Origin of the sequence: Methanothermobacter sp. (assembly GCA_030055615.1) — an archaeon.
GTDB lineage: Archaea > Methanobacteriota > Methanobacteria > Methanobacteriales > DSM-23052 > Methanothermobacter_A.
This window is the reverse complement of sequence record JASFYN010000002.1, coordinates 200,438-219,196: the sequence shown is the minus strand read 5'-3', so window position 1 is coordinate 219,196 and position 18,759 is coordinate 200,438. Positions and strand designations below refer to the sequence as shown.

The window sequence follows — 18,759 nt, the reverse complement described above, 5'->3', positions numbered from 1 at the left end:
GGATTCTTTAGAAGCATATGCCGAAAATATTTCTGGAGATGAATGACATGACTAATAAGATAAAGAAACTAAAGTTCCTACACCCAAGTGAATATGAACACCCGTTGGACCGCCAAGCTCTACAGATACTTGAAGGGACACCTGGACTCGAAAAATTGACGCGTAAAGTACTTAAACACGGCATTGAGAGATTAGTGCGTTTGCAGTATACTGGTAGCTATATAAAGGTGAACGAAAACAATTTTTCTAGAATTCATGATATTCTCCTTGAGGTCTGTGACACACTTTACTTAAAAAAGATACCGGAACTCTACATTCAACGGCAGTATGGTATCAATGGTTTCGCTGTAGGGTCAGAGAATCCAATAATTATTTTAACTACACGTGCCGTTGATTTACTTACAGATGACGAACTACGGTATCTCATAGGACATGAAGTCGGACACATAAAAAGTGGCCATATATTATATCATACCATGGCGCTGGTTATACCGGTTATGGGTGACATTATCGGTTCAATGACATTGGGTATCGGTGGAATCGTGAGCACTAGTCTTATATTCGCACTTCTTTACTGGGCGCGCATGTCAGAGTTTACAGCAGACCGTGCAGGGCTTCTCGCATGTCAGAATGATGATGCCACGATCACGGCCATGATAAAAATGAGCGGAGCTCCAAAGAAATTCTTTGACCAAATAAATAAAGATATTTTCATTGAACAAGCCAAAGAATTTAAAGGATATGATCAAAACACACTTGATAAAATAGGGAAAATGATCATGATAATAGGGTCCGATCATCCTTGGACTGTCATGAGGGCATCTGAAATTTTGAAGTGGATTGATTCGGGGGCCTATGAGAGCATAATAAAGAAACATAGTGAAGAAGCTTCAGAGATTGAGTTCAAATGTCATAAATGTGGCGCAATTCTCGTGGGGAATGAAAATTTCTGTGGAATGTGCGGAGCAAGGGTATGGGGGAGGTGACTCCTTACAGATATCTTTTCAATTAAATCACCTATTTTTTCCTATGGGCTCTAGAGTGTTGTGAATGGGGACTATAGCCAACAGTTTTAAATTATTTTATAGAATGTGACCATATTCTGATGATTAAGGCGATGAAGGTTCACAAGATGGATTTAAGTGAGAAACACTGTGTTTTAACGCAAGAGTGAAGTTCGTTATACGGTGGTATGACGAATTCTAAATTTTGATAATATAAGAAAACTGGAAGAGAATATAAAGTTTCTTTTAGTTAATCTGATTCCAACATGATACGCTTTTCGACTTACAAAATCTTCTTTCCCAATATAAAGTTTGAATTTTAACCCTCCACATCTGGATTTAATAGGGTACAATGGGTCGGGACCGTGAAATATTTATAAAAGCAAGTAAAAAGTTCATTATCATATCCTTTGGGGGGGTTTCGATGAAATATATAATAGCTTTTTTCTGCGTATTACTTTTGGTAATGATGGTTTCTGGTTGTACAGACCAACGGAATGGGAAAAATGTGACTAATGGGGATATAAACATAATAACTTCTGAATTTAACCCAAACGCGACCACACTAGAAATATATGGGCTTAATACTTCAGAGATCATAAAAACTAGAGTAATAAAAATAGAAGGTAGTTCAGAACAAAATGCAACTGTTACAATAAACGGAGAACCTGTAACACTCAGACCATCATATACAGAAAGCGTTTTCACGTACGAAGCACCTGTTAAAACTCCAATGAAAATCGAAATCATAGCAAAAGCTCCGGACAAAGAACCAAGCACTATAACCATCATTATAGAAGAAATTACTAACAATTACATAAAAATGACAGCCAATTGTACTGGTGCCGCAGGAGTAATTGACCCTTCACTTCCAAAAATTTAAAACAGCCTTCAATACAAGGTTATATAACATGAACCAGTGAATTTTTTAGAATAGTCTTATTTTTCCAAGACGCCCATGGTTTAAACTACTTTACGCATAATCCTTTAATCCTTATCCAGTGAAAAAGATAAGAGTGCTGAAAATTTTTTGCGACAAAATTGCATACTAAAGCGGGCTCTTTCCCCCAATTTTGGCCTAGTATAGCATTCTCCGCAAAAGTCTTGCGACCCTAGGGTTTTAAGCTTCACAACCGGGGGCAAAAATTTTCTCCAAACTTCTAGTATTGCCCACGCACTCCTTACAAAAATCAGCAGCTGTGCATGGGTTTTCAAATCCACAATTCGAACATTCTCGTGCAAGCATCTCTTGAAGCCTTGTTAATTCAGATCCACATTCACTACAAAAAATATCCTTCTAAGTTTCAGCTTGTTGAAATGGTTTCGCTTCGATGATTATCCTTCCCAAAAGTAGGATAATAGGACATGGTTATTATATCTCCGAGAAACTCCCCAAATTCTAAAAATAGGAAAATATACGTTTAAGTGCTACAAATGCGAAAGATACTACCTTTTTAGTTAGACAAAAATTTACTGGGGGCATTAAAGAGGTTGATGGATATCATTTGATAAAATTTTCAGAGGAACTTTTTTTTCGTTCAGAAAAATATAAACTAACTAGTAAAATCAACCTAAAAGATTGAAAGGTTAAAAATTAAATATTACATATTATTTTATAATAAACATTGGGGGTGGAGTAATTGGAAGTAGAAGAACTTATTAAAAAAGTTAAACTTGTCGATCTTAAGAAAGCGGCGAAGGAAAGGAATATAAAACTTGGAAGATGCCCTACTAAATTGAGCATAGCAAAAAAACTCCCCAAAGAAGTCCTCGAAGAACTTGCCTCAAAATCCGACTAAAATTAAACTGGCCATCCTAAAAGAGGGGGACTATCCAAGTTTTTTGTGAATTTCCCCATCAAGTAAGTAGTCTACTAGAACAATTATGATAGCAGATTAGAGAGAATAAGATGTTACATAGTATTTTCTTTGGGTTCATCTCCTGCGGGTTCCCCCTTCTTGTAGGGGTTTTCCAGTGATTTTTATGTGTGGGGGATTTGAAATGTGTTCTTGAGTTTCTTTTATTTTATCCTTTTACTTCCTGGTTTTGGTTTAAGTGAATATACTTCTTCTATTTCTACTAGTAAGGCTGCTTGTGGTTTTATTTTTTCTCCGAATCTTTCTTTCACCATCCTTTTGGTTTCTTCGAAGTGTTCGCCTTCTTTTATTATTTTGCCTGTTCCTTTTATCATGTACCCATCATAGTATACTGCTGATCCCATAGCGATCTTTGATCCCTTTTCTATGTTTTGCATGGTTTTGCTGGCGAAATTTATGGAGACGAGTAATTTATCGTCATCAACGACTTTCACGAAGCATACTGGGGCTAAATGTGGATTTCCTTCGTCAACTGTTGCAATCCAGATTAGTGGTTTTTCTTTATTGCAAAATGCGTTGTTTAGCATCTCTCGGGCTTCTTCTGGCAATTTGACCATAAAGGTCACCCCCAAATTTTTTAAGTTTCTTTAACAATTTATAGGGTGATTTTTTTACTTATTTTTTTCCTTTTAATAGGAAAAAAGGATAATAGAATTATTCTTTATATGAATTTTTCACATAATTTTAAAGCGTTTAACATGTCATTTTTTAAATTGGGAAATTTGAGCTTCTTTATATATTTTTTAGCTCTTTTCATCCGTTTACTAGATGAAACTTTTAATATTTCTGGGATTATTATCTCTTCAATGTTCTCTATAAGTTTTTTTTCGTCTATTTTTGTAATGTAACCTCTCTTTTCGAGCTCTTTATCCAATTCTGTTCGGCTTATTTCGTTTTTCAAATAATTTATCAGTTTTTCCCTGCATAGGATAAGATCTGATACTTTCACGATCCCTACAGTTTTCTTTATTGGAGGAGCTATTAATCCTGCGAAAGAATAAGGATAGGTTATATGTGCTCTGAGGAGCCTTGAAAGATCATCATTTTGGTCTTCACTTATCTTCTTGAAAAATAATGGTACATTGATAGTTCTGTTCATACCCAACCTTCCAAGGGCCTCTAAGATACCGTAACCTAAAACATGCTGGTCTTTGAGGCTTGTCTTGGAGATATATGATGCAACTTTTATAAGTGAGTTGTTGGAGTGTATTATTCCAAGTGGCTCATAAAAAAATGCTAGTAGTTCTGCTCTCTGTTCTCTTGAGATATAATTTTGGGCTTCATATGCAATTTTCCTATAGTCCATTGAATACCATTTTTGGTCATCGAGTATATGGGCGATTTCATGGGCTATAACAGCCTTCTTTGACTCGAAACTAGAAAATATGTCAAATGGTATTATCCTGTTAGGCGTTGAGAACTCTATTATTGTTATGGTGCCTCCTATACTACGATAGACTCTGGTTCCTATAGGATACTTGGAAACATGCCAAATTAGCGGATTATATTCAAGGTAGATATCTTTTTTGAAATTAAGGTCATTTAGCACTTGATCTAGTGCGTTTTCCCATTTTCTTTTGATCTCTGCTATTAGGCTTTCATCGACTTGTTCAACGGCTATAGCCGCTCTTTCAGATATAGTTAACATCATTTTAGAGATTCTAATCAATTATGTTGGATTAGTGCTATTCGAACCCCGTTTGGGTCTTCTATAAATGCGAGAAGTCCGACTGTTATTGGAGTTGGCTCCATTGTGACTTTAGCACCCTTAGATTTAAGTTTTTTAATTGTAGTTTCTAGGTCTTCGACATCTATTCCTATGGAGAATAATCCTGGTTTATCAACTGGATTTTTAATGAGTTCCACCATGGTTTCTCCTTCACCCTTTAATAATGTTATTCTTCCATTTGGTCCGAGATCGTATTGACTGTCTACTTTAAATCCCATCACTTCTGTATAAAACTTAATTGATTTTTCCATGTTCTCAACTATTATAGTGGCATATTTAATCTTCATATTTTATCACCAAGAATTTTACCGTAAAGAAAGTATTTAATCGATTATATAATCAAACTAGTAAAAACTTTTTTTCCATTTGTGAATATTCAGATTGTAGTCTGATGATGGGGACAAATTTTCTGATAGATTGTGCGTTGAAAAGAAACTAAAAGGTTCTTGTATAAACGATAGATATCATGAGAATGGTTACGATAATTATAATTAGTAATATTGGTGTTATTGATGATCCTTTGGTTTCCTGGAGGCTTTCATTTCCCAAGAATTTTTTATTGGGCACGCTTGGTATTTTTTCTCCGGCTATCTTGTGTCTTAAAAATTTTATATTATCTGGGGAACCGGTGACTCCTTCTAATAAGTTTCCCCCATCAAATGAGGCCCATATTTTCACTTTTCCTTTGTTGTATTCATATGTGATGATGTCTCTTCTGCACAAGCCATAAGGGTCTGTGGCCGTGATTTTGAGCGCAGCTTTTAAAGGGTCATGGTCAATTTCTTTGAAATTTCCCTGTTCATAATATCTAGGGTTGTTAGTTACTTTGACATATTCCCCATTTTTTATTTTGAATATGCTGATTTTATTAGCTTCTATTCTTCCATCATAGACTGCTAGTCCTACTTCATCTTTAGGTGATTTGATGATGAAAAATCCCCACTTATTTTCTTTTAATATTTTGTCTACTTGTTCTATATTCCCTTTCTCGATTTTGTTCTTAGATATGATTTCACTTCCAATTTTTTCCAGTCTTTTGTTTATGTTTGGATCGTCTTTTCCTCCCAGGCCGATTATCCAGCCCTTTTCTGTTATGATAAGATGTGTGAAGTATCCTCCTTCTTTCTTATATTGATGTATTGCATTTTGGCCATTGAATTTTGTCCTTTCTATTATTATATCGGCGGGGTATTCGGCATCTCTTCTATATGATATGACATTATGGTTGTTTCCGAGAGAAACCATGACAAGACAACAATCTGTTGGAATTTGATGAACCTCACAGGATGTTACTGTTGAAAGGGTGGATACTAATATAATTAAAAGTATAATCCATGAATTTTCCTTTCTGAACATCCATAGGAAAGACTTTATTCCCATCATCGCACTTTTCACAATTATATAATATGAAATTCTAATATCTTTATGTTATAAACAATTTTAATAAGTACTGGAGGTTAAGGCCTTGAGGTACAAGATTGTGTTGATAGTGGCTATAATCGCAATATTGGCGGTTTCAATGGCATTTTACACCCCATCCAAGGAAAAAAAGGAACTGAAAGTGTTAAATGTATCAGCAGTTGCTAGGGAATTTGAACCGGCGAATGCAATGGATTTTAGCAAGGAAATATGCAAATTAGGGCCTAGATATGGGGGTAATGATGCCGAGTTAAAGGCTGCAGATCTTATGGAGAAAAAACTCAAAGAGAATGGTATAGAAGCCTATAAAGAAAAAGTGGACCTTGGAGGGGGCAAGCACACTTACAATGTTATTGGGGTTATCAACGGCACTAACCCAGATAAATACATTATCATAGCTTCACATATTGATTCTCCAGGATTTTGTGAAGGAGCGACCGATGATGCCGCCGCACTAGGAATACAAGCCGAAATCGCGAGAGTATTATCGTCTAAAGGCGTCAAACCCGAAAAAACCATTCTAATTATAGGATTCGGTGGCGAGGAACTTTGGTTTAAAGGCTCTGAGGATTTCGTGAAAAAACATCCGGAAATAGTCCGAAACTGTGAAGCAATGATAGACTTGAACTGTGTAGGTGCCGGTGAAAACATATTCTTGGTTCAGTATAGTTATCAGCCAAAGCCAGTCGAAGGAGACCCTAAAATAATCAATTTCACAAAAGAATGCGCAGAAGAATTAGGCCATCCAGTTACTATAGGAGAAACAACATACCCTAGTGATACATACCCATTTTACTATAACAAAATCAAAAGAGTGCCAGTCTGTCAGGTAATGAGCCAACCGTTCGAAGTACCGCCATGGAGTTCCGAGAACACCGCAGACAAACTCGACCAAGAAGACATTAAAAAAATAGGCGAAACAATAACACTAGTCCTCTTAAAACTAGCAGGATAATCTTCAACATTTCAAAATAATAGCATTAGCTGAGAAAATATAATACTAAAGAAAGACACAAATTCCTACGATTGAATATATGGAAGTGAAATCCAATGAACCCATTATTATTAATAGTTACCGCGATAATATTACTTGTTATAGCGTCCCTCTCTATAAAGATTGTCAAACAATATGAAAGGGGCGTCGTTTTCAGACTAGGGAGAGTTATAGGTGTCAGAGAACCTGGTCTACGTTTTATAATCCCATTTGTGGATCGGATGGTGAAAGTCTCCCTTAGGATAGTGACAATGCCCATACCATCACAAAAGATAATAACCCAAGATAATGTATCTATTGACGTTGCAGCAGTAGCATATTTTAAGGTTGTAGACCCCTTAAAGGCTGTTGTGGCAATAGAAGATTACTACGGAGCAGTGAACCAAATATCCCAGACAACAGTAAGAAATGTTATAGGACAATTCGCCCTTGATGAAGTGCTTTCAGAAACCGCCAAAATCAACGAAAAGATCAAGGAGATCATTGACAGTCACAGTGAACCATGGGGTATAAACGTTACCACAGTAGAAATAAAAGACATTAAACTACCAGAAGGCATGCAAAGGGCCATGGCCAAACAAGCCGAGGCTGAAAGAGAGAAGAGGGCTAAAATTATCACAGCAGAGGGTGAATACCTTTCAGCTTCAAAACTTGGCGAGGCTGCTGATGTTATAGCACAACATCCTATAGCACTACAACTTAGAAACTTACAAGTGCTCAGTGAAATAGCCACCGAGAAAAATTCCACTATAATATTCCCGGCCCAGTTTATGTCAAGTATAAATGATATAAAAAAGTTTATAGAAAAAGAGATGGAATCCCTAAAAGGGCTACGCTGATTTAGATGTGATAACATCCTTGAAAGGGAGATTGGGCTCTATATAAGTCCTATAGAATGTTTCAAGGAATACCTTTATCATGTGAGTGTGTCTTAACAAGTATGATGGTCTTGAGTAAAATTTGAAGTATGCTTTTACGAGTTTTCTTTTCACGAGTTCTTTGCTCAAGCCCAATTTTTCATATTTTATCACTGGCTGTATAACAGTATACTTGTCCCAGTCTTCTTCAAGCAGACCATCCTTTTTCAGTTTATAATATATAGGTGTTCCAGGGAATGGTGTTAGAATAGAATACTGGCTATAATCTGGATCCAGTTTAATTGAAAAATCTATTGTTTTATCCATCTCCTCTGGGGTCTCACCAGGATAACCTAATATGAATGATGCTATAACATCCACTCCAACACTTTTAGCAGTTTTAACAGCATCTTTTGCCTGTTGGAGTGTTATACCCTTCTTCATAAGATCCAGTATCCTCTGTGATCCTGATTCGACACCATAATATATTGTGCTCATACCAGCAGATTTAAGCTTTTCTAAAATTGACCTTTTGACCATGTCGACCCTTGATGATGTCACGAAACTAACATCTATACCCCTTGCTTTGATTTCATCTGCTATGGCTTGGGCTCTTCTACGGTGTAACATAAATGTATCATCGAGGAATGCTATATCATGGAGGCCATACTTGTATACGAGTTCTTCGATTTCGTCCACCACATTTTCTGGGCTCCTGAAACGGAATTTTTTCCCCATGATAAGGGAGGATGAGCAGTATTCACAAGAGTATACGCAACCCCTGCTTGTTATCATCCCTCCAGCTTCTTCGTTTGATGTTTCATATTCGTGGAATGGTATGAGGTGTCTTGCCGGGAATGGGAGCTTATCAAGGTCTTTTATAAGTGGACGCGGCTCGTTAATCCTTAACTTAGATCCTGCACGGTATGCTATCCCTTTAACTTCCTCCAGGCCTTTCATGTCCTTTTTTTCATACTTTTCGGCGAGGTCTGTGATGGTTTCTTCCCCTTCACCTATCACGACCACGTCGAGTTCCTTTAGACTCTTTAGGGTGTCTAATGGTAAAAATGTTGGATGGGGTCCCCCGATAACTGTGAGAACATCTGGTAGTAGACTTTTAATGGTTTTGATATATTCTAGGCTGCTTTTGATTGTTGCTGTGGTTGCTGTGACACCCACAATGAGGGGGTTGAGTTTTTCTATTATCTTAGCTATTTTTTCATATCCCCACTTCTTGAGATCGTCATCTATTATTTTGACAGAAAATGATGCCTTCTCCAATGATGCTGCAAGATACATTAAGTTTAATGGGGGTAAACTTAATCCTAGTTTGTTTTTAACTGCGGTTTTATCCTGGGGGTTTAGGAGGACCACATCCACTTTTAACACTCTCCATATTATTTTGCAAGTGCACTTTCTTTTATCTTATCCCAGAGGTTTTGGTTTTTTATGCATCCAGGGTCTGGGGCGCATATATCCTTGAAGTACCCGTATGCCCTTGCCCTGCATCCCCCGCAAATATTCTTTGACTTGCATGTGTGACAAGTGCCATGGAGCTGTTCCCTATCCCTTAGAACTTCTAGTATACTATTATTTTTCCAAAGTTTTTCGAAATCGTCTTCTAGGATGTTACCTATTTTAAGTTCGTCTTGGTGGGGGAAGAATACACAAGGGTATATGTCTCCGTTGGGTTCCATGCTTAGGTAGAATCTTCCAGCACCGCAGCCACCTATAAAATCTGCTAACTGTCTCAAGTCAGGGTTTGTATATTCTGGATTGTAGAAATGTGTGGGGATAATCTGATTATCACACGTGTTAAGTTCCTCAGCCACCCTTGCAAATTGTGGTGCCGTGGAAAGCACTTGTATACCATTGTTAAAATTGCCATAATATGCATCACGCAATATCCTATACCTTCTACTGGGTGATATGTCGAGGTTTATATTTTCTATTCCTCTACCTGTGGGGATGAAGTTGAATAGCATGAGCCAATCAGCACCAAGTTGGCTGGCTAATTCTATCATACCCTGGATTTGATGATAATTTTCGGCCGTTACCGTCATAGCCACTTCAACAAAAACATCATGAGCTGAGAAATTCTTAACAGCCTTGCAAGCCCGCTTCCATGAGCCTTTAACGCCGCGAAAAGTGTCATGAACATTTGGATTTAAACTATCAATACTAACTTGGACGAATTGCAAGCCTGCATCCACGAATTTTTGGCAACGACCTTCATCAGCTAATATGTAACCGTTGGTTGCCATTGCAACATATAGGCCCCTTTCCCTTGCATGTGATATGTAGTCGAGTATATTTGGGTGGATGCTTGGTTCTCCACCAGAAAATGCGAGTGATGTGACACCATTATCTGCTAGGATGTCTATGGCCTCTATTACTTCATTTTTGTCTAGTTCGTTTTTTTGTGGGGTGCCTGCGGTTTCATAGCAGTGTTTGCAGTTCATGTTGCAGCGGTGTGTGATGTTCCAGACGACTTGGAATGGTGCTCCTGGCACGAATGGTCTTCTAACTCCGAAAATGCCTATACCTTTGAGGACGTTTATCAAGCCTTGTAGCCAATATTGGTCGCTCATTTGTTTTTTTAGTTCTTCTTCCGTTACCCCAAATGCTTTTGCCCCGCTTTTTATTATATGTGAGAGGAAGTATGATAGGATTTTGCATTCCATACAACAGTTTCTATCGTTTATATAATTGTCTAAGGCGGCTTCTAGGCGTGTTTTGTCATCTTTTTCGCATTTGTGGAGCATGAAGTTTATTAAAAGTCTTGATAGGGGATTTTCGGCTATTCTTTTGAACGCGTTGATCATGTCCCCCATGTTGGTTTCATCTTCACTTCCTTTAGTCAGCATTTTGATGTTCCTCCTTTTATCCCATTTAGGAGGATGTTGATGAAGTTTTTGATGTATTTCTCTTCTTGTATTTCGCATTCTTTGAAGTGTGATAGTAGGTTTACATGTGAGAGGTAGCTTACGAAGATTAGTGCTGCTGTTTCTGGGTTGATCTTTCGGATGTTGCCTTTTTTAATTTGTTCTTTGAAATAGTTGGTTAGGTTGGAGTATAGTGTCCTGTTGATTGAGTCTAGTAGTTCCCATTCTTCTAGGCCGTGTTCTTCTAGTTCTTTTTCCACGAGTATTATGAATATTAGGTCTATTTTTTTTTCAACGACCAGTTTGAAGAATTCTTTTGCTAGTCTATATAGGAATTCTTCGGGTTTGTCTCTGAGCTCTGATTCTAAGAGTTTTTTGAATATCTTGGATGATAGGATGGTGTTTTCGTTTAGTATTTCCTTGAGCAGGCTGCTTTTTGATTTGAATTTCCTGAATAATGTAACTTCACTTACACCCGCCTTTTGGGCGATTTTACGTGTTGTAGCACCTTTATATCCTTTTTTTATGAAAATTTCCCTTGCAGCTTCAAGTATTTTTTCTCGGGTGCTATTCATAACAACCACAATGATGTATGTACTTACTTACATAATAAAAAAATAATAACTTATATAGTTATCTATCTCTTCTCTAAAAAGATCACCTATGCAAGTAACATACCTTTACCATCATTACATTATACCATATAAAAATTTACCTTTTAAGATGTGATTTTTCGCGATTCGTGATCCTATGATCCTAAATATAAAAAATATATTCTACCAGGGATTAAATTTTTAGAAAGAAACTTAACACTCCCTTATCTGATCCATGAACTGTAATATCTTCAACTGATGATTTTAACACCATTAATTTTTTGAAGGGTATATCTACACCTCCAAGTTCTAAAAAATAGAGTAATTCTATTATTTCACTTGACTGACGAAAAATAGGGGTTTTAGAATGAAACCTTCCTTTTGAAGATTTTCTCTCGCTCCTTCTTCACGGTCTACTATCACAAATGCCCTTTTAACTTGGCCACCATTCTCTTCTATTATTTTGATGGCCCTTAGGAGAGAGTTTCCTGTTGTTGTAACATCTTCAACTATCGCCACATGGTCACCCTCTTTTATACTGCCTTCGATCAATTTTGAGGTTCCATATTCCTTTTTTTCTTTTCTTATTATGATAAGTGGCTTTTTAGTTTTGAGTGATACTGCTGTGGCGATAGGCACAGCCCCCAAGGCCGGTCCAGCTATCCTATCAATTTTTTCGCCTTTTATCTCCACTTTTATCAGTTCCGCTATCAAATCCAGGATTTGTGGGTCTGTTATAGCCTTTTTAATATCTACATAATAGTTGCTTTTTTTCCCGGAGGATAGAATGAAAGAACCTGTTTTTATAACTTTTTTTTCCTGCAATAGCTCTAAAAGGCGCCTTTTAATCTTTTCCTTCTCAGCTTTCCTGCGCATATCCTACAAACTCCCAATTCTGGAACATAACAATCTGGGCATACGAGGGCTCCGCATAGATGGCAAGTATGTAAAAACGCCACTTTACCACAGAGGCTGCACACACCTCTAACTTCCAATTCTAACACCTTAAAAATAATAAGAAGCCTCTAGAGGGTCATTCTATCGGCCCTTCGAGGAGGATCTTATCCCCTATCTTTTTAACCATGTCATATGGTACTATTGTCTCTCCTTTAGATAATCCGAGACCCTCTGATAATCCTCCTTTACCTAATACGAGTGCTTCTATGGTTCTTGTTTCAAGGTCTACTTCAATATCCTTTACTTTCCCTATTACATTAGCTGAACTGTCAAGAACCTCTTTACCTATAATATCTTCAACGACTCTCATTTTATTCACCATTCTATTCTTTATATTTTTGGTGATTATTTATAATTTTGGAAGATTTGATACTCATGGACAATTAATTTCTGTTCCAGTTTATTAGACCATAGGCTATACATATTATTGTTATTAGTATGCAGGATATGTAGGCGCTCCAAACCCATGGATCAGGTATGCCAAGAACTTCCATGATCATACACCACCATCAAAACATTTCTTAAGGTGATCTTCATCAAACTTTTCTGTTAATAGGCTCACAAGTACTGTTATTATCATCGAAATTGGGACAGCCACCAATATAGGATCCACGAATGGCCATGGCATTGTCTTAATGAGTAACCCACCAAAGAGCAATTTTGCCAAACCAAGGGCTGTGGCAGTCTTTTTATAAACGAAAAGGAGCCATAGTATGCTTATAGCGGCGCCTGAGACCATGCCCGCTATTGCACCAGCCCTTGTCGTCCCCTTCCAAAACAATGCGCAAGTATAAACTGAAAGGAACGTGGCAGCGCACAAACCAAAAAATAATGCGGTTCCTTGTGCTATTATACTACCAGGGAGGATATAGGCTAATATAACCGCGATTATAACAGCGATTATTATACCAATCCTCGTGATAAGTACGGATCTTCCCCCTCTCTTCAAGGTTTCATAAACGTCCCTACCAATAGCTGTTCCCTGCACATGAAACTGGGCGCTCAAAGTAGACATAGCAGCTGAAAGCAAAGTTAACATGAAAAGGTATGTGAACCATTCAGGCATCGCCGAATTTATAAAAACAGGAATTATCTTATCAGCATTACCCCCACTCGCATGGATCGCGAGCAAACCCTTCTCTCGGAAAAAGTAAACATTTGATAACGCACCAACCACATAAGCGCCCCATGTCATGACAAATATGAACAACGCACCTATGAGAACCCCTCTATTAAGTTCACGATTAGATTCTACTGTCATAAACCTTACCGCAAGTTGTGGCTGGGCCAAAACCCCTATACCGACACCAAGTATTATGGTAGAGAAGAGGGTCCACCAGTATGGACTTCCAAGGACGGGCATACTGGTCCAGCCTGTCGCGCCCACACTCTTGGCAGATGCTGGTATGAGATGTCCCATGCCTGTAAGGGCCTTATGGGCACTTATAACACCACCGAGCATATAATAGGTTGATAAGACCAAGAATATCATGCCGAGGAACATTATAGTACCTTGAAGGGCGTCAGTATACATAACCCCTCTTATACCCCCCATAACAACATAAACAGCCACTATTAATGCCATTATAATAAGTGCAATGTTAAAGTTCAATTTTAATGAAGCTTCAAGGAACCTTGCAGCACCTATAAGAACCACTGAAGCATAGAGTGGCATCCCCAAGAATATCACAGCACCCCCAAAATATTGTATAAACCTGCTCCTGAACCTCCTTGAAAGAAACTCTGGGAAAGTGAAAGCAGAAAGGTTCTCACTCATCCTACGAGTCCTTTTACCATAAAATACAAAGGCTATGAATATTCCCACAAGTATGTTAAGGAATACAAGCCAAAGTATACCCAAACCATAAACACCAGCCATCCCACCAAAACCAATTATTGCGGCAGTACTAATAAAAGTAGCCCCATAACTAAGAGCCATAATATAAGGGTGTGTTTTCCTACCAGCAACCATATAATCTTCCGATGTGCTAGTTCTCCTCCATGCAACATAACCTGCATAACCCACCATGATAAAATAGACCAATATAACTATACCAAGGACTACTATGTTCATATTTCATCTACCTCCACAGGAATAGGAATTATTATAAAAAAATAATGAAGATATAAAATTTATAAATTTTATCATCACCCTATGACATGTTAAGGCAGATTAAAAAGGTAGATCAAAATGATATGGAATCCAAAAGCAGAATGCATGGACGAAGAAAAAAGAAGAAAAATACAACTTAAAAGACTTCAAGATACCGTGAAGAGAGCCTATGAAAATGTCCCATACTACCATAAAAAATTCAATGAACTCGGAATAGAACCAGAAGACATAGAAAGCCTAGAAGACATTAAAAAGTTACCATTCACAACAAAACAGGATCTCAGAGAAGCCTACCCCTTTGGGATGTTCGCAGTACCAGATGATGACATCATAGAAGTCCACACATCCTCAGGAACCACAGGCAAACCAACAGTATCAGGTTACACCCAAGCAGACATAGACCTATGGTCAGAAGTCATGGCAAGAGCCCTAACAATGGCAGGAGCAACAAAAAAGGATCGCATACAAAACTGTTACGGGTACGGATTATTCACAGGCGGCCTGGGAATACACTACGGGGCCCAGAGGATAGGAGCCACAGTAATCCCAATATCAGCAGGTAACACCAAAAGACAAATCGAAATCATGCAAGACTTCGAAACAACAATACTCACATGCACACCATCCTATGCCCTATACCTCGCCGAAGCCCTCCAAAAAGAAAACGTTGAAATAGAAAACCTAAAACTCAAAGCAGGAGTATTCGGGGCTGAAATGTGGACAGAGGAAATGAGAAATACTATAGAAGAAAGATTAGGACTCACGGCCCTTAACATTTACGGGTTGACAGAGATTATTGGCCCAGGAGTTGCGATGGAATGCCATGAAAAAAACGGCCTACACATATTCGAAGACCACTTCTACCCAGAAATAATCAACCCAGAAACCCTAGAAAACCTACCCCCAGGAAAAAAAGGAGAACTAGTACTAACCACCCTCACAAGGGAAGCCATGCCCATAATAAGATTCCGCACAAGGGACATAACAACCCTAAGAAAGGGTGAATGCCCATGTGGCAGAACCCTCATAAGAATGGACCGTATAACAGGAAGAAGCGATGACATGCTAAAAATACGTGGAGTTATCGTATTCCCATCACAGATCGAAGAGGCCCTCCTCAAAATCGATGGACTCGAACCACACTACCAGATAGTGGTAACACGACCAAAATACTTAGACGAACTCGAAGTCCAGGTTGAAGCTTCACCAGCACTATTCTCAGATGAAGTGAAACACGTGGAAGAAGCCAAGAAAATGATAGAAGAACACCTACAAAGAGAGATAGGATTAAGGGTTAATGTAACACTTGTAGAACCTGAGAGCCTGCCCAGGAGTGAAGGGAAGGCCATAAGAGTTATTGATAAAAGAAAGTTCTAAGGGGCGTATTTAGGATGAAAGTTAAACAAATATCCGTATTCCTTGAAAACAAAAAAGGAAGGTTAAAAAAGGCTGTTCATGCGCTAGCCGAAGCTAATATAAATATAAGAGCTCTATCTATCGCCGACACATCTGAATTCGGAATACTGAGGCTCATGGTCCCAGATCCTGAACAAGCGAAGAAAGTGCTTGAAGAAAACAATTTCGTGGTTAAACTCAATGACGTCATAGCCGTCGAAGTACCTGACAGGCCAGGAGGACTTGATAAAATATTGGGCATCCTCACAAAAGCAGATATGAACGTGGAATATATCTATGCCTTCGTGGAAAAAAAAGGTGAAAAAGCGATTGTGGTGATAAGGACAGAAGACATCAATGAGGGTATAAGAGTATTAAAAGAGGCTAAAGTACCACTATTATCATCAGAGGACATCTCAGTACTATAAGCTCATAAAACCTCCCTTGAATGCTTTCAAGTTAACCTTGAACAATCTTTCAGGCAAATTTTCCTTCATGGATTCTATTATACTATCCTCAGATAAAGGGAAGTCTGGGGTGGCTGTGGCAGCTCCTAAAATCGCCATATTCATTGAAAGAGGATGACCAGCCTCCAAGGCCACACGATCAGCATCAAAGGCATGTACGTTATTTGAAAATCTTTTAAGTTCCGTTATTATTTCGTCTACTGGTGGATACTCTCCAGGGCTTATATTAAATGGTGGAATAGAGGTCAGATTAACTATCATATAGGCGTCCTTTTTCATCTTTTCAGCAGCCCTTAAGGCCTCAAGGGGTTCGAATGCCATCATAAGATCTGCATGGCTATTTGGTATTATAGTACCTTTTGCTTCACCTATCCTAACTTCGGTAGATACTCCACCACCTCTTTGGGCCATTCCATGTATTTCACTCATCACAACATCCATTCCTTCTTTCATGGCAGCCCATCCTATGATTTCACCAGCTTTTATGATCCCTTGTCCGCCAACACCACAGATGTAAATGTCATATGATAATTTCACTTTGAACTCCCCCTTTTAGGTTTGATGGCTTTTTCTGGACAGATCTGGACACAAACAGTGCATCCTCGACAATATCTTTGATCTACTTTAATGCCGTTGTTATATATTATGGCTGGACATGCAAGTTTATTGATACACTCTAAACATTCATTGCAAAGATTGTTATCTATTCTAACCGGTTTTCCCCTTGCTTTAAGTGAAAGTTGACATGGGTATCTTGCAATTACAACGTTAAGTGCTGGTGTGGTTAAAGCTTTTTTGAAGGTTCGGATGCTCTTTTTTATATTCATGGGATTTATCACTTTAACATTTATGCCAAGGGCTTTAACAATATTTTCGATAAGGATAGCAGGGGCTTCATTCCCCATACCATCAAAGGGGAGTCCAGGATGTGGTTGGCCCCCTGTCATGGCGGTTGTATTATTATCAAGGATTACAATAAGGAAATCATGTTTATTATGAACAGCGTTCAAGAGTGGTGGTATTCCAGCATGGAAAAATGTTGAATCACCTATGAATGACACTATCTTTTGTCTTGTTGCCTTGGAAAAACCGCAGGCAGCCCCTATACTTGAACCCATGGATAGGAGGTAATCTGCCGTATTATATGGTTTCTCTATACCTAGGGTGTAACATCCGATATCAGTTGAAAAAATAACATCCATTTCTAATTCTTCAAGTGCCTTGTTAACAGAATAATAGGTTGCACGGTGTGGACATCCAGGACAGAACGTTGGAGGTCTTTCAGGTAAATGGGTTTTCGGAGCCTTCTTTTTTTCCACTTTTAGAGGTAGTAGTTTTCCGATGGAAGCTCCTATTATATCTTGGTTGTATTCGTATATTCTTGGGAATGTACCGTCTAGTTTTCCATGAACGTCTACTTCGAGGTTTTCTTGGCCGATTATGGATAGTACATCTTTTTCTATTATGGGATCGACTTCTTCGATTATGAAAACCTTTTCAAGGTCTTTTAAGAATTGTGATACTAGCCCACTTGGGAAGGGATATGTGAATCCTAATTTTAGGATGGAGATGGGGAGTTTTTTTTCATTTACTAGGTCATGAGCATAATTGAATGCACCGCCACTTGTTATAATCCCATATTTACCATTGGCATGGTAGATTTGATTGTATGGTGATTTGTCCACGATCTTGGATATCTTTTCGGTTTTCTTGATAAGTTCTTTGTGCATGATCCTTGCGGTTGATGGTACGAGGACAAACCTGCTAGGATCTTTTTTGAATTGGCCTTTTTTTCTCATTTTCTTGATTTCACCCACTTTTACCTTGCTTCTCATATGGGATACTCTTGTTGTTGTCCTGACTAATACCGGTATTTTAAACTTTTCAGATAAATCGAAGGCGTATTTTGTAAAATCTAGGACTTCTTGGGGATTTGATGGTTCAAGGAGGGGGATGTTCGCAAATCTTGCATAGTGTCTATTGTCTTGTTCATTTTGTGATGAGAACATTGATGGATCATCTGCTGATAATATGACCATGCCTGCTTCGACCCCAGTATATGCTATGCTTACGAGCGAATCTGATGCCACGTTAACTCCCACATGTTTCATGAAGGTGAATGATCTTACACCAGAAGCCGCAGCTGCCGCCGCTACTTCCAACGCAACCTTCTCATTTGTTGAAAATTCAAAATACATTCCAACTTTAGATGCTACCTTTGAAAGTACGTCCCCTATTTCTGATGATGGTGTTCCTGGATAAGTGCTTGCAACAGCAACTCCTGATTCTATGGCTGCTCTTGCAGCAGCTTCGTTGCCTAATAGGAAAAGCACATCACCTTCCCTTGCATTTATTAGATTGATCATATGATCACCTACCATTAAGTTTTAAATTTGAGGGATTAGTACCCCCAGGGGGGAAAATTATAATAATGAAAAAAATTTAAAATTTTTATAATTCCAAAATCTG

The 18,759-nt window shown here is 38.3% G+C and carries 20 protein-coding genes; 7 read left to right on the top strand and 13 right to left on the bottom strand.

Going from position 1 to position 18,759, the window contains the following annotated elements:
- Positions 1–47: 47 nt before the first annotated feature.
- From QFX38_04370 to QFX38_04360, 3 genes are all read left to right on the top strand, one after another.
- The gene (locus tag QFX38_04370) at positions 48–986 is read left to right on the top strand and encodes a M48 family metallopeptidase (protein ID MDI9624099.1); all 939 of its coding nucleotides are present in this window, start codon (positions 48–50) and stop codon (positions 984–986) included.
- 442 nt (positions 987–1,428) lie between these two features.
- The gene (locus tag QFX38_04365; GenBank protein ID MDI9624098.1) at positions 1,429–1,887 is read left to right on the top strand and encodes a hypothetical protein; all 459 of its coding nucleotides are present in this window, start codon (positions 1,429–1,431) and stop codon (positions 1,885–1,887) included.
- Between the two features lie 757 nt (positions 1,888–2,644).
- Positions 2,645–2,803 carry a hypothetical protein gene (locus QFX38_04360; GenBank protein ID MDI9624097.1) on the top strand — a complete coding sequence of 53 codons (159 nt, stop codon included), beginning with the start codon at positions 2,645–2,647 and terminating at the stop codon, positions 2,801–2,803.
- Positions 2,804–3,024: 221 nt separating this feature from the next.
- On the opposite strand, the gene QFX38_04355 is transcribed toward QFX38_04360, so the two are convergent.
- The 4 genes from QFX38_04355 to QFX38_04340 all read right to left on the bottom strand — a co-directional run bounded on the left by QFX38_04355 (position 3,025) and on the right by QFX38_04340 (position 5,966).
- A complete protein-coding gene (locus tag QFX38_04355; protein MDI9624096.1) occupies positions 3,025–3,438 on the bottom strand; it encodes a pyridoxamine 5'-phosphate oxidase family protein in 414 nt (137 codons plus the stop codon).
- 104 nt (positions 3,439–3,542) lie between these two features.
- A complete protein-coding gene (locus tag QFX38_04350) occupies positions 3,543–4,529 on the bottom strand; it encodes a hypothetical protein (GenBank protein MDI9624095.1) in 987 nt (328 codons plus the stop codon).
- 17 nt (positions 4,530–4,546) lie between these two features.
- A complete protein-coding gene (locus QFX38_04345) occupies positions 4,547–4,897 on the bottom strand; it encodes a VOC family protein (protein ID MDI9624094.1) in 351 nt (116 codons plus the stop codon).
- Positions 4,898–5,045: 148 nt separating this feature from the next.
- Positions 5,046–5,966, bottom strand: a complete 921-nt coding sequence (locus QFX38_04340) for a hypothetical protein (protein ID MDI9624093.1) — start codon at positions 5,964–5,966, stop codon at positions 5,046–5,048.
- A 109-nt stretch (positions 5,967–6,075) separates the two neighbouring features.
- Between QFX38_04340 and QFX38_04335 the strand changes: the two genes are divergently transcribed.
- Both QFX38_04335 and QFX38_04330 read left to right on the top strand, forming a co-directional pair.
- On the top strand, positions 6,076–6,984 hold the full coding sequence (locus QFX38_04335; protein MDI9624092.1) for a M28 family peptidase: 909 nt from the start codon (positions 6,076–6,078) through the stop codon (positions 6,982–6,984).
- A gap of 95 nt (positions 6,985–7,079) precedes the next feature.
- Positions 7,080–7,862 (top strand): slipin family protein, encoded by a 783-nt coding sequence (locus QFX38_04330; GenBank protein ID MDI9624091.1) that lies wholly within the window; start codon positions 7,080–7,082, stop codon positions 7,860–7,862.
- Here QFX38_04330 and QFX38_04325 read toward each other — a convergent pair.
- The 7 genes from QFX38_04325 to QFX38_04295 form a co-directional block, all read right to left on the bottom strand.
- Complete coding sequence (locus QFX38_04325) at positions 7,854–9,260, bottom strand: radical SAM protein (GenBank protein MDI9624090.1); 1,407 nt, start codon at positions 9,258–9,260, stop codon at positions 7,854–7,856. The genes QFX38_04330 and QFX38_04325 overlap by 9 nt on opposite strands.
- Positions 9,261–9,277: 17 nt before the next feature.
- Positions 9,278–10,747 carry a radical SAM protein gene (locus tag QFX38_04320; GenBank protein ID MDI9624089.1) on the bottom strand — a complete coding sequence of 490 codons (1,470 nt, stop codon included), beginning with the start codon at positions 10,745–10,747 and terminating at the stop codon, positions 9,278–9,280.
- On the bottom strand, positions 10,741–11,340 hold the full coding sequence (locus QFX38_04315; protein ID MDI9624088.1) for a TetR/AcrR family transcriptional regulator: 600 nt from the start codon (positions 11,338–11,340) through the stop codon (positions 10,741–10,743). The genes QFX38_04320 and QFX38_04315 overlap by 7 nt, the downstream gene beginning before the upstream one ends.
- A 348-nt stretch (positions 11,341–11,688) precedes the next feature.
- Positions 11,689–12,234 (bottom strand): orotate phosphoribosyltransferase, encoded by a 546-nt coding sequence (gene pyrE / locus QFX38_04310; GenBank protein ID MDI9624087.1) that lies wholly within the window; start codon positions 12,232–12,234, stop codon positions 11,689–11,691.
- Complete coding sequence (locus QFX38_04305; protein ID MDI9624086.1) at positions 12,189–12,353, bottom strand: orotate phosphoribosyltransferase; 165 nt, start codon at positions 12,351–12,353, stop codon at positions 12,189–12,191. Before QFX38_04305 ends, pyrE begins: the two co-directional genes overlap by 46 nt.
- Before the next feature lie 38 nt (positions 12,354–12,391).
- Positions 12,392–12,625 (bottom strand): PRC-barrel domain-containing protein, encoded by a 234-nt coding sequence (locus QFX38_04300; GenBank protein MDI9624085.1) that lies wholly within the window; start codon positions 12,623–12,625, stop codon positions 12,392–12,394.
- Positions 12,626–12,811: 186 nt separating this feature from the next.
- Positions 12,812–14,389, bottom strand: a complete 1,578-nt coding sequence (locus tag QFX38_04295; protein MDI9624084.1) for a sodium:solute symporter family protein — start codon at positions 14,387–14,389, stop codon at positions 12,812–12,814.
- A gap of 117 nt (positions 14,390–14,506) precedes the next feature.
- Here QFX38_04295 and QFX38_04290 point away from each other — a divergent pair, with 117 nt between their 5' ends.
- Positions 14,507–15,805 carry a phenylacetate--CoA ligase gene (locus QFX38_04290; protein MDI9624083.1) on the top strand — a complete coding sequence of 433 codons (1,299 nt, stop codon included), beginning with the start codon at positions 14,507–14,509 and terminating at the stop codon, positions 15,803–15,805.
- A gap of 14 nt (positions 15,806–15,819) precedes the next feature.
- On the top strand, positions 15,820–16,251 hold the full coding sequence (locus QFX38_04285) for an ACT domain-containing protein (GenBank protein MDI9624082.1): 432 nt from the start codon (positions 15,820–15,822) through the stop codon (positions 16,249–16,251).
- Here QFX38_04285 and QFX38_04280 read toward each other — a convergent pair.
- Positions 16,246–16,827, bottom strand: a complete 582-nt coding sequence (locus QFX38_04280) for an indolepyruvate oxidoreductase subunit beta (protein ID MDI9624081.1) — start codon at positions 16,825–16,827, stop codon at positions 16,246–16,248. The genes QFX38_04285 and QFX38_04280 overlap by 6 nt on opposite strands.
- Positions 16,824–18,656, bottom strand: coding sequence for an indolepyruvate ferredoxin oxidoreductase subunit alpha (gene iorA / locus QFX38_04275; protein MDI9624080.1), 1,833 nt, complete (start codon positions 18,654–18,656; stop codon positions 16,824–16,826). Before iorA ends, QFX38_04280 begins: the two co-directional genes overlap by 4 nt.
- Between the last annotated feature and the right edge of the window lie 103 nt (positions 18,657–18,759).